Source organism: Olsenella uli, from assembly GCF_901212655.1.
Classification (GTDB): Bacteria; Actinomycetota; Coriobacteriia; order Coriobacteriales; family Atopobiaceae; genus Parolsenella; species Parolsenella uli_A.
In genome coordinates, this window is record NZ_CAAKON010000024.1 from 15,738 (window position 1) to 28,032 (window position 12,295).

8 protein-coding genes are annotated in these 12,295 nt (G+C 66.8%); 2 read left to right on the forward strand and 6 right to left on the reverse strand.

Annotation, left to right across the window (positions count from 1 at the left end; genetic code table 11):
- Positions 1 to 187 precede the first annotated feature (187 nt).
- Positions 188 to 1,177: a hypothetical protein gene (locus tag EFAMC2_RS05465; RefSeq protein WP_187325166.1), complete on the forward strand. Its 990-nt coding sequence runs from the start codon at positions 188 to 190 to the stop codon at positions 1,175 to 1,177.
- A 287-nt stretch (positions 1,178 to 1,464) separates the two neighbouring features.
- Here the strand turns inward: EFAMC2_RS05465 and EFAMC2_RS05470 are convergent, their stop codons facing one another.
- The 6 genes from EFAMC2_RS05470 to EFAMC2_RS05495 form a co-directional block, all read right to left on the reverse strand.
- Entirely contained in the window at positions 1,465 to 3,039 is a 1,575-nt protein-coding gene (locus EFAMC2_RS05470; RefSeq protein WP_154027841.1) for a radical SAM protein, read from the reverse strand.
- Positions 3,040 to 3,723: 684 nt separating this feature from the next.
- Entirely contained in the window at positions 3,724 to 3,978 is a 255-nt protein-coding gene (locus EFAMC2_RS05475) for a hypothetical protein (RefSeq protein WP_154027842.1), read from the reverse strand.
- Between the two features lie 160 nt (positions 3,979 to 4,138).
- On the reverse strand, positions 4,139 to 4,477 hold the full coding sequence (locus EFAMC2_RS05480; protein ID WP_154027843.1) for a cupin domain-containing protein: 339 nt from the start codon (positions 4,475 to 4,477) through the stop codon (positions 4,139 to 4,141).
- Between the two features lie 187 nt (positions 4,478 to 4,664).
- Positions 4,665 to 5,015 (reverse strand): cupin domain-containing protein, encoded by a 351-nt coding sequence (locus EFAMC2_RS05485; protein ID WP_187325167.1) that lies wholly within the window; start codon positions 5,013 to 5,015, stop codon positions 4,665 to 4,667.
- A 532-nt stretch (positions 5,016 to 5,547) separates the two neighbouring features.
- Entirely contained in the window at positions 5,548 to 10,095 is a 4,548-nt protein-coding gene (locus tag EFAMC2_RS05490) for an acyl-CoA dehydratase activase (RefSeq protein WP_315985354.1), read from the reverse strand.
- Between the two features lies 1 nt (position 10,096).
- Positions 10,097 to 10,306 (reverse strand): hypothetical protein, encoded by a 210-nt coding sequence (locus EFAMC2_RS05495; RefSeq protein ID WP_222838528.1) that lies wholly within the window; start codon positions 10,304 to 10,306, stop codon positions 10,097 to 10,099.
- A 642-nt stretch (positions 10,307 to 10,948) separates the two neighbouring features.
- Here EFAMC2_RS05495 and EFAMC2_RS05500 point away from each other — a divergent pair.
- Entirely contained in the window at positions 10,949 to 11,926 is a 978-nt protein-coding gene (locus tag EFAMC2_RS05500) for a hypothetical protein (RefSeq protein ID WP_154027845.1), read from the forward strand.
- The last annotated feature ends 369 nt before the right edge of the window (positions 11,927 to 12,295 follow it).

The window sequence follows — 12,295 nt, forward strand, 5'->3', positions numbered from 1 at the left end:
GGGCGGCTTGTCCACTCTGGCTGGAGCACGAAACGAGGCCACCCCTCCGGGCTAGGCACTCGGGCAAGCCTCCCCTGCACTGCTCTATTTTGACGTATTCGTAAGGAAGCGGGAACGGCGGACTGCATGCCCGGGCGCACGGGGATAAAGAGTGATGTCGCTTTTTCGCCCTCCACGGGAGGTACCCATGTCAGAAGACCAGAATACTCAGCAGGCACCCAGCGGCGACATTCCCGCTGCCGACAAGCCCATCGTCATTCCGCCCGCCGGCCCCTCCGCACCCGTCCCGGCGGCCGACGCCCCCAGCCCCATCGAGGGCCGTCTGCGCAAGGCACCGCTGCGCGTGCCCGACATGTACGAGCAGTGCAGCGGCTTCACCCTGTTCGGCCGACGCATCCGCTCGCTCATCTACTCCACCGACGTCGCTGTGATCCGCAACTCCAACGCAGACGCGGTCTTTGCCGTCTACCCCTTCACCGCCCAGCCGGCCATCACGCAGGCCCTGCTCACGGTGGCCGAGGCACCCCTCTTCGTGGGCGTGGGCGGCGGTACCACCACCGGCCGGCGCGCCGCAGAGCTCGCGGCGGTCTCCGAGATGCAGGGCGCGGCGGGCGTGGTCCTCAACTCGCCGGCAACCTCGGAGATGGTGGCGCAGATCGCCACCACCGTGGACATTCCCGTGGTGGCCACCATTACCAAGTACGACGAGGAGGCCGCGGAGAAGGTCTACGCCGGGGCCCGCATCGTGAACGTGGCCGCCGGGCGCGACACGCCCAAGGTCATCGCCGAGCTGCGCGCGGCGTTCCCCAACCTGCCCATCATCGCCACGGGCGGCCACGACGCCACAACGGCGCAGGCCGCGGTGGCCGCCGGCGCCAACGCGCTCATCTGGGCGCCGCCCAGCGTCATCCAGCTGCAGAAGGACATGATGACGCGCTACCGCGCCGGCATGGGCGCGCACGACGATGACGAGCCCGCAAAGAAGGAGCCGATGGCAGAGGGGGTGCCGCAGGTGGTGGTGCCCCCGGTGCCCGACATCACGGACATGCCGGTAGCAGACGTGCCGGCGGGCGTCGTGAGCACGGTTCCGCCCGAGGAGGTTGCCAAGCCCGTGGTCACGAAGGGCTTCGTGAGCCCGTTCCACGGCTTCTTGCCGCGACTCCGCCGCAGGGGGTAGGCATTCCGGAGATCTCTCCAGCAAGCTTTCGTCTCTGGGGTGACTTTCCCTCAAGCGGTGCAGGCATATATCTCTAACACGTATAACCGCAGGCTTCGTACCTGCGGGTTTTCTCTTTCTTACCATCGAATAGGCGAGGGAGCAAACTCTCCCCCGGGAATAAGGTTCCCCAAGATGAGAGGAGCGAGGCCGCAAAGACGCCAGGCAATGGTCCCGCATGGCCTCGCAACGCAAAGGGGGCCGAACGGAACAATCCGTTCGGCCCCCTGCCAAACCCCAAGACGAAGCTACTTGGCCGCGTCCACGGCCTCACGCTCGTCGGCCGGCACCTCGGCATGGAGGCCGCAGTGGCAGGCGGCGTGCTCGGCGTCGCGCTGCGCCTTCTCCGCGGCGGCCTTTGCCTCCGCCTCCTCGCGCATGTGCTGCTCGGTGGGAGAGCCGGCGAAGCCAACGTGGCCCGTGTGCTCCCAGCGGTGGATGTCAGAGACCGAGGAGCCCTGCGGCACGTCGCCGTGGCGCTTCTCGTAGTACTGGTCATGCTCGTTCCACAGCTTCTCGGCAACGGGAGCCCAGGCAATGGCCGCCGGCTCGGTCTTCTCGGCCAGCTGCTCGGGCGTCTCCTCGGCCACGAGGTCCGTGTTGTGGGCGCCCGCCTCCTTGACCATCTCGCCCAGGATATGCGGATTCTCCAACATGGGGCACGGACGCAGGTGATTGCCATTGAACGGCTGGTTCTCGTAGTACTTCATGAAGATCGGCGAGCGCAGCGCGTCGAGCAGGCTCATGTCGTGAATGTTGGCGTTGGAGTAGTGGATGAACACGCACGGCTCCACGTCGCCCGCGGCGTTGATGTGCAGGTAGCGACGGCCGCCGGCGATGCAGCCACCCACGTACTCGCCGTCGTTCTGGAAGTCGAGGGTAAAGAGCGGCTTCTTCTCGCGCATCTCGCGGATGAAGTGGTACATCTTCACGCGCTGCTCGGGCGTGGGCACGAGGTCTGCCGTGGCGGCGCGGCCCACCGGCATGAAGTGGAAGTACCAGCAGAAGAGCGCGCCCTCGCCAATCATCCAGTCCATGTTCTCCTCGGTGGCCACCGTGTCGGCGTTGGCCTTGGTCCAGCAGCAGGAGATGCCAAACGGCAGGCCGTGCTCGCGCAGCAGCTTCATGGCGCGTTCGATCTTGTTGTACACGCCCTCCCCGCGGCGCGCATCGGTGGTGTGCTCGTTGCCCTCGGCGCTGATCGCCGGCACGAAGTTGCCCACACCGATCATGTCCTGGCAGAAGTCCTCGTCTATGAGCGTGGAGTTGGTGAAGCACAGGAAGATGCAGTCTGGGTGCTTCTCGCAGATCTTGATGAGGTCGTGCTTGCGCACGAGTGGCTCTCCGCCGGTGTAGATGTAGACGTGTGTGCCAAGGGCCTTGCCCTGCGTCACGATGGAGTCGATGTCATCGAGCGAGAGGTTCTGCTGGTGACCGTACTCCGCCGCCCAGCAGCCGATGCAGTGCAGGTTGCAGGCGCTCGTGGGGTCCAAGAGGATGGCCCAGGGGATGTTGCAGCTGTACTTGTCGCGCATCTTCTCCTGTACGGGCCAGGCCATGAGGTTGCCGTCCACGAGCAGCGCCTTGAGGAGCTTGGTGCGCATCTCGGGGTTGAGGCTGAAGACGCGCATCATGAGCTGGTACCAGTTACCGCGGCTCTTGATGACGTCCGTGAACGCCTTGCGCTGCACGGGAAACACCGAGTTCGGGACGAGCTTGTTGACCAGGTCCATGATCTGGTCGAGGTGGTCTGCCGGATTGTCGTCGAGGTAGTCGATGAGCTTGTTGAGTGCGGCACGCTCCGCGGCCTGCGTGAGTCCCATGCTGGTTCCCTTCCCTCTCGGACTGCCCATGCGCGGCCGGCTGCCCGGCCGTCGGCTCCGTCCATTCCCCCGGAGAGCCGCGGCGTGAAGTCAACGGCCTCCTGTAGGTCTTATGTCAACTAATACGGAATGGTACCCCTCGCAAGCACGCATTAACCAACATGCGTGCAGAACAATTCAGTCCTTACGCGTCCGTAACCGACGGGACAATCGGACGAGAAACGTCAGCGACGTGCGCCGGACTGTTCCCTGCGGCGCGTCCGCGCGACGGCACGGCGAGGACTGGTGCGCTGAGCGCTGCCCCGTCTCCTGCCCTCCTGCGGCGCGTCCGCGCGACGGCATGGCAGCATGCCCGACGCCAGCCTCGGAAGCGCGCCCATCCAAGGACGGCTCGGGCGGCACGCCCCAATAGCCCGGCCTGCGCTTTGCAGCGAATCATCCGATTGCCCAACGGCAGCCTCCGGGAGCACGCGCTCCGGAAAAACACAAGCCCTGTCCAATAAAGCCCTCGACGCAACCGGTCCTCTCGCTAAAGAAGGGGTCAGCTTAGCGAGAAGGATTCCGCCATGAGATGCCTCACAGCCCAAACCCCGAACGAATACCAGACGGGGGTCCTCGAGGCGATAGGCATGACCCGCAAGCCCGGGGACAGCTTCGTCGAAGCCCGAGAGAACGTCGGCATGGTTACTCAAACCGCGCCGGCAGGCCAGAGGTCTCCACAGACCTGCCGGCGGAGCTCATCGCCCCCCTACACCACCTCGAGCGGCTCCTCGAGTCCTGCGAGCTCACGCGCGCGTCGCTCGAGTCGGTGGGCTGCACCTTTGTCGCGAATCTCGAGCACGTCTGCACGACGGGCGCGGTCTCGGAGAGCTTGTTGTACTCGTCCTCGGAGATGCCGGAGTACGGGGCAAGGATGATGTCAGGCTGGCAGTCGTTCACAGCCTCGAGATCGACGCCGTCGGTGTCGTCAAAGAGGACGGGCAGGTCGGCGCCGAGCTTCTTGTAGGCATCCGTGATCCAGAGGCGCAGGCCGGACTCCCCAGCATGGAAAACCCGGTATCGCGAGATTGGGCGGCCGATCGCCGGGAGAGGCCGCTCCCTATTGCGGGAACACCACCGTGAGCAGCATCTTGAAGGCCGTGACGGCCCTGACCGCGTGCGGAGCGCCAGCCGGAATCACGATGGCCTCGCCGGCATTCACGAGGTGCGGCTCGCCCTTGATGGTGATTTCGGCCGTGCCCTCCTGCACGAAGACCATGGCGTCGCCACCGGCGGCATGACTCGACATGCCCTCGCCCTCGTCGATGGCGAAGACCGTCATCTTGCAGGCGGGCGTCTGCGCAAGGGTGAGGCTGTTGACCCGGCCCGGCTCCACCTCCACGAGACCCTTCGGCGCAAAGAGCTCTTCCTTCTCGACGTTCTTGATGAGCTCGCTCATGGCAGTTCCTTTCGTTTGCGCGACGCCTCGCTCTGAGGTGCCGCTCGCTGATGCGTCTTACATGGGTGGCCCCGCCTCATGCACTGGTGCACAAGTTGCGAGAAGCCGTCCGCCGATATCCCCGTTCGGGCAGCCCGCCCCGCGCGCGTGGGCAAGTCCACCCAGGCAATCTGCCGGGGCCCGCTTGCTACACGTTCGCGGGCACCGTAACCTGCAACATCTTGAATGGCTCGCCCACGCCCTCAACAGCGTGTTCGACGCAGGCCGGCACGCGCAGGACGTCGCCCGCAGAGAGCTCGGCGCGCCAGCCGTCAGGGCGCGTCAACGCCATGCGACCCTCAACGCACAGGTAGAGGGTATCGCCCTCGTAGCGCTCCTCGCTCACGGACTCTCCCGCCGCAAAGGCGAAGAGTGTGGCAGAAAGCCCCAGCTCAAAGCCACCACGCACGAGCGACATGCTCGAAGCCTGGCCAGGATGGCAGGCAACGAGGCTCGCGAAGGGCAAGGCCTCTTCCTCGGGTAGGTTTCTCAGCTCCACGTTGGTCCTCCTCAATCAGTTCCTGTTCCGACGACCGTCCCGGCTCCCCTGGCGCCCGTTCCGTCCTCGAGGGATCGTCCCGGCACCGGCAGCCTCGCCCCGCCCCGCCCGACGGCCCCGGCTGCCCGCTGCCGCGACCCGTCGCAGAGGCCCCGCCCGGCAGGGCCAGCGACCCGTCGCAGAGGCCCCATCTCCACCTGACGCCCACGCCCGCTCCGGCGGCCCCGCCCTGCACCATCATCCGCCGAGAGTAGTCATTACGCACTTTTGGAACCGTTTCAGGCCGAAAAAACATGCGTAATGACTACTCTCGGCGAGAACGGGGGCAGAGGCGGAGGGCCGGCGTCGCGGGGCTCCCGGGTCGGGGTCGGCGTCGCGGGGCTCCCGGGTCGGGGCCGGCACCTCTCCCGAGCCGGGGCTGACGGCTGGCGTCGCGGGGCCCCGGGGTCGGGACCGGCGTCGCGCGGGGCCCCGGGGTCGGGGCCGGCGCCTTACGCGACGGAGGCACCCCTCCCTGCAGGCTCCCCGCCCCCTACAGGAAGTAGAGGAACGAGCGGAGACGGTCCTCGGCACCCTGGCCAGGCGATCCGTCGAAGCTAAGCGGAAGCATGGGCACGCCAGCGTCGCCGAGCACAAGCTCGAGAATCGTGCCCGTGTTCTCGTACATCGAGGACAGCGTCGCCACGCCATCGCAGGTCTTACCAAGCTCGAGTGCCTTGGCGAGGCGATAGCGCCCGCCCCCGCCCGCAAACCTTCCGAGCCGCTCGTCCGCAATCGCCACCAAGCTGCCGAGGTCGGAACTGAAGGGCGAGAGCTCGCCCAGACGCGCCGCCGACTCCCCCATGCGGAGCGCAAGCCGATCGAGCAGGGCCTGCCTGCGACCGAGCTCCTCGGCAGAAAGCGCGCGAGATTCCTCCTCGTCCGCGCGGCGCCCCGCCTCGGCACGCTCGGCGGCAAGGTCGTCGTTCCAGAGGAACCACAGGTACTCGGCAAGGGGCATGCGCACGGGGCGAACGCCCTCCGCCGCGGCAATCCCAAGCGCGTTGCCCGTGAGCACGTCGCAGGCGACGAGCCCCCACTCGCCCACGACGCCGAGGGTCTTCTGTCGTCCCATGCCAAAAACCCCGGACGAACCCGCGCTCACCGCGCCCGCGCCCGCCGAGTCCGCGCAAACCGCGCCCGTGCTCGCCGCGTCCGCGCAAACCGCGTCCGCGCAATCCTCGTCCGCACGGTCAGTAGCCAAACGGGCAGCTTCTGCGCGGGCCTCGTCCGAGCGACAAGCATCCAAGCGAGCCGTGTCCACACGAGTGGTGGCCGGACGGGAGGCTTCTTCATGGGTCGTGCCCGAGCGGGCAGCTTTCGCATGAGCCGCGTCCGCGCGGGCAATCTCCTCGTCAGCGGCGAGCAACGCGTCAAAGAGTCCCTCGACGTCCTCGCACTCCCACGCGAGCGTCTCGAGCGCCGGGGCCACCACGCGCGCCGCGCCGCCGCGACGCGCGAGAACGCCTGCGATGACGCGCGCGTACTGGCAGTCTGCCTCGGCACCCTGCGTGCGCGGCACGAGTACCTGCGTTGCGAGCGAGCCGTCTGCCGCCAGCAGGGCCTGACCAAGCAGCATGGAGAACGTCAGGTACTCCTTGCTCGTGGTTTCCGCCTGTCCGGCGTCGAGGGCAGCGCCGTTGGCCGGGATGAGCGTCACGGCATGGCCGCGCCCCTCCAGCCATAACGCCAGCGCGCGGGCGCAGGGGCCGAGGTCTGGCACGGCGACGGGTCGGCTGCCCGAGAGGCCACATCCCAGGGAGAGCCTAGGCGCAGTCGCACGCCCCGGACGGTCGGCACACGCGACGGTTCTACCAACTCCCCCGGTCCCCCTTACACGCGCAGCGGCCTCAACACCTCCCTCGTCCTTGCGTACCGAACGGTCAACATACAAGGCGCGCGGAAAGGCTCCCTCTGCCTCCGCCGCGCCCAGGGCGGCCCCCGAGCCCGCAGGCTCCTCCCCACATTCGGCGTCCAAGTGGTCCAGCGCGTTGAGGAACGCCTCGAGCCGCGTGATGACACCCACGCGCGAGAAGTGCTCGTCCACCTCAATCTGTAGGTAGGGCTTGTCGCCCATCTCCTCCGTAAAGAGGTGGGAGAGCATCGTGTCCGGACCGCACCCGTGGTTGGTGAGGTAGACCGCGAACAGGCGCGGGTCGTCGCGAATGATGCGGGCCGAACCCAGGATGTGCTGCCCAAACGGCCAGCACATCTCGGGATAGTCGCCGGAGGTGTCCACGTCATGCCCGCGCAGGTGGCCCATCGTGATGACGCGCACGCCCCGTTCGAGCAAAAGCTCCGGAATGCCCATGTTGAGCACCGGGTCGGCAATGCCGTAGTTACGCGTCACGATGACGAGCACGCGCTCGTGAGGTCCCAGGGAGGCCAAGAGCTCGTCGCCCAGACGCTCCACGCGCTCGCCGTACTCGGTGAGGGCAAAGCCTCCCGCGAGCATGGCCTGGGCCGTGCGCTCGGGGCTGAAGCCGAGCTCCGCCCCCACCCCGAGCATGGACTCGGCCATCGCTACCTGCCCAAACTCCATGTCGAGCACGGGGCTGATGAGCCGAATGCCACGCTCCTCGAAGCGAAGGGCACGCGCCGCAAGCTCCGGTGCCGTCTGCATGTAAACGCAGGCGTAGTTGTGCCGCACCCTCGACCCCTCGTGGCGCATGGTGCGCACGCGCGGCATGAAGACGTAGTCCACGCCCGCCTCCGCGAGCTGCGCCATGTGCCCGTGGACGAGCTTCACCGGATAGCAGACCTCGCCCTGGCAGCTCGCCTGGGCCGCACGGATGGTGTCCTCGGACGTCTCCGGCGTGAGGTAGGTGTTGAAGCCGAGCTCGCGGAAGAAGGCATTTGCCATGGGAAACAGCCGGTGAAGCAAGAGGGCGCGAGGTATGCCCACCGTGGGCTTTGCGGGGTCGCGCTCGCCCGTGTAGCCCGCGAGGAACAGCTCGCCGCTCTTGCGCCAGAAGGCCTTGTTGGCATCAATGCGCCGCTGGTCAGAGGATATGTCCTGGGTGTTGCTCCCCGCAAGGTCCCAACCCTTGAATCTGCTGGCGACAAAGCCTGGTCGCTCTGCCGCCTCCCGCGCGAGCAAGGCGGCGCCCACCGCGCCCGAGACGGAGAACCTGGGCGAGACGGTGAGTCGGTCGCCCAGGCTCGCACGAAACGCCGCGACGATACCCGGGTTGAAGGCAACCCCGCCCTGCAGCACAACATGGTTCCCCACATGCTTGGTTCCCACAACGCGCCGCAGGTAGTTGCGCACAACGGAGAGGCAGAGCCCCGCCGCGACATCGCGCTTGCTGGCACCCGCGGCAAGCGCGGAGGTGATTGCGGTCTCAACGAACACCGTGCAGCGCTCGCCAAGGTCAAGCGGTGCCGCGCTCTCAAGCGCCATCCGGCCAAACTCCGCGATGGGAATACCCATGCGGGCGGCCTGCTCCTCCACGAAGGAGCCGGTGCCGGCCGCACATACCTTGTTCATCTGGAAGTCGACCACCTGGCCCGACTTGAGCGAGATGAACTTGGAGTCCTGACCCCCTATCTCGAAGACCGTGTCGGCAGAGGGGTTGGTCTCGGCGGCCGTCGCTGCCTGGGCGGTTATCTCGTCGCGAACCAGGTCGGCACCGACGAGCTTGCCCATGCGCTCGCGGCCCGAGCCGGTCGTCGCGGCGGCAACGACGCGAACGCGAGGTCCCGCACGGCGGCCGAGCTCCGCCAGACCCTTGCGTACGGCCCGCTTCGCGTCGCCACCCGTACGCAGGTAGAGCGCGTCCACGATACGGCAGCGGGCGTCGATAAGCACGAGGTCCGTCGAGGTAGAGTCCACGTCTATGCCGAGGGTCACGTCGGCGCGACCATCGGGGCCAAACTCGAGGTTGGCCGGGTCGAGCAAGTCGTAGCCTCGCCCGCGTTCGAGCTCCACCTGAGGCAGGGGCGCAAGCGAGGGCAGCGGATCCACGGCTCCCCCTCGCTCGAGCGCGGAGATAAGGCCGGCGAGCACGTTGCCGCTGGACGAACTCTCGGCAGCCTCCAGAGCGGCGCCAGCGGCCCCGAGGTAGAGAGCATCATCTGACACGAGCAGCTCGTCCTGCCCAAGCCCCAGGACCTCGCGCGTCGCACGTACCACGCCCGCGTTGAGCAACACGCCGCCTGCCAGCACAACAGGCGGGCGCACGGGCAGGTTGCGCACAATCGTGGCCTTGTAGCTGCGGACCATTGCATAGCAGAGCCCCAGCAGGATGTCCTCTACCGGAGTGCCCTCCTGCTGCCGATGGATGATGTCGGTTTTGGCAAAGACTGCACATCGGCCGGAAAGGCGCGGCACGCTTTCGGCGCGAGAGACCATGGCGGAGAAGTCCTCGATACGCATGCCCAGGCGGCTCATCTGGTCTTCGAAGAACGAGCCGGTGCCGGAGGCGCAGCTCTCGTTCATCGCAAACTCCGGCGCGCGGCCAGCCTCGAGGCTGATGAAGCGCGCGTTCTGGGCACCTATTTCCATGATCGAGCGAGCCTGCGGTACGAGCGCCGACGCGCCACGAACGATGGCGGGCACGTCCTCGAGCTGACGCGCAGCCGTCTCCAGCCGAGTGACCGCCGGGGCACCTACGCCCGTCACCGCCACGGCCTGGCAGCCTTGCGCACCCAAGGTCGCTCGCGCATCGAGCAGCAGCTCATGGAGGGTGCCAAGCGCATTGCCCTCGTGGACCCTGCGGGCTCTCCAGATGGCCTTGGCCTGCCCGTCGAGCAACACCGCCGCAACCTTCACGGAACTCGACCCCATGTCGATACCGAGGGCGTAGGCGAAGGCGGGCTCGTCTGTTGCTCGGGTTGTTGCCGCGGGCGCCGTCTGGCGCGCGGGCCCGCCTGCTGCTCGGGTTGTTGCCTCGGACGCCGTCCGGCAGGGCAACTCCGCCAAGCCAGGCGCCTCAGCCGCCGCCTGACCCTCCATTACCGCAAGCGTCGCCTGGCACGATATCTCAGTCACTGCCCCCGCCAAGTCTTCCATTGGCGCGCGCTCCGCCCGGTCCGACATCCTACTGGCCCCGGCGATCGGACTTGTAGGCCTCGTATTCGGCGAGAAACGCCTCCTTGTCGAGCTTCTTGAGACGAACGACGTCGTCAAAGGTAACCAGCGCCGTCACGGGGCTCTTCGTTGTGAAGGGAAAGCCCTTCGAGCGGAGAAAGTCGCCGAACAACGGCTCGTCGTTCACAATGGCGCGCATCTTCCTGGTTGTGTCGATCACGTGCTTGCCCCTTTCGGGTCGCCCTTTGCTTTTGGCTCAAGTATGCCAAAGCAAACTCGTGGGCTCTGTTGTCTAGACAACAAACATGCACGACAGAAGGTGGTCGGATTGGCTCGGCGGCAGAAGCCAGCTCGAGACATGGAGCCTGGGTAATCGCACGGGCCCGCCCCTGCACGCCGCTCGAAGCTCGGGGACCGCCCCTGCACGCCGCTCGGAGCCCGGGGACCGCCCCTGCACGCCGCCCGGAGCCCGGGGGCCGCACGAGGCCGCCTTCGCTCGTCGCTCGAAGCTCGGGGTCGGGACTCGAGATCCGGGACCCAGCGCTTGTCCGCATCCTACGCCGCCCCCGCACGCCGCCCGGAATTCGCCGAGAGTAGTCGTTACGCACGTTTTCTCGCTGTGAAACGGTTCCAAATATGCGTAATGACTACACTCGGCGGGCCAAGCACGAAGAGAGGGAGGAAGTGCCGGCTTCGGCCGCGCAACGTGTGGGACAAGCAGCCAGGAAAGGTAACGCGCCGCCCGCGGAAAAGCCGCCAATGCTCGCATGCTCCAAGCGCATAGCGTGCCACAATGGCCCAACGCACGGGAGCGGACATCGCCGTCTTGCCTCCTTGCGCCACGCCGACGCGAGGAGAGGCCATGAGCGAAGCCGTCACCATAGAGCTCTCGAACTACCTCGAGGACTCGGAAACCCAAAGGGTCTGCCTGTTCGCGACCTCCCGTGCGGAGCGAAACTCCATGGTCAGGAGGGTTGATTCCGGCGAGTTCGTCTGTCCTTGGCCAGAACTCTACGCACGGACCTCGTATTGGAGCCAACTCAATCGCGGCGAACAGACACTCCATATCGTCAAGGCGCTCGGAATCCTGCACAAGACCTGGGCCTTCTCACACGCCACCGCAGCGCTCGTACACGGGTTCTCTGTGTCCTACAACCTGCTTAACCCCATCCATTTCATCACCGAAACGTCCGGAGGAGGCCAGGCGGTCGAGGGGTTGCGCCATCACCGCTCGAAGTCCCTCAAGAGCGAGGCCGTTGGCGGTATCAAGGTGACTCCCGCCACGCAGACCGTCGCCGACTGCCTGCGAGCCCTTCCCCTGCCCTCGGCCATTGCTATCGGAGATTCGGCGCTGAGGTCGGGACGAATTGGCAGGCAGAATCTCGCGAACTGTCTCGCGAGCGCAAAGGGCGCACGGGGAATCCGTCGCGCACGACAGATTGCGGAGCTGCTTGACCCGCGAGCCGAAAGCGGCGGAGAGTCCTTCGTACGCGGACGACTGATCGAGCTTGGGTTTGCCGTCCACGACATCCAAATGCCCGTTCCCGACCCCGAGGCGTCCTGGAGGCAGCCGTTTCGTCTCGACATCGTGCTGAGGCGGCCAGATGGCGGACTCGTTGACCTCGAGGTTGATGGCAGGCAGAAGTACGAGGACGAAACGATGACGAGGGGGAGGCCGATGGCAGGCGTCTTTATGGACGAGCGCCAGCGGGAGGCAAGAATCACGGCCCACGGTATCCGGATTGTCCGCATTACCCCGAAGCAAGCGAGGGACGACAAGCTCCTCCTCAAGAAGCTGGAGGCCTACGGACTGAGCCCCACGGTTGAGCCGCTGACCTAGGGCGAGCCTTGAAGCTTCGAGCTGCCGGTGCGCGGCCTCGCCGTGCAAGTCGGAGGTCTCGTCTGTGCTCCAGGTCGCTCCGCGCTTGCCGAAGGCCTCGCCCTCGCGCCACCGGCATACGGCCTTGGCACGCGGCCTCACCGCGCAAGTCGGAGGCCTCGCCCTCGCCCTCGCCCTCGCCCTCGCCCTCGCCGAGAGTAGTCATTACGCATGTTTGAAACCGTTTCAAAGCCAAAAAATGTGCGTAATGACTACTCTCGATGAACGGGAGGGGGAGGTAGCACCTTGACACGGAGCCGACGGGGGCGCCAGCACGGCGGGTCGGCGGCATGGCAGGGGCGCCAACCCGAGCAGCCGCCGCAAGCCCGC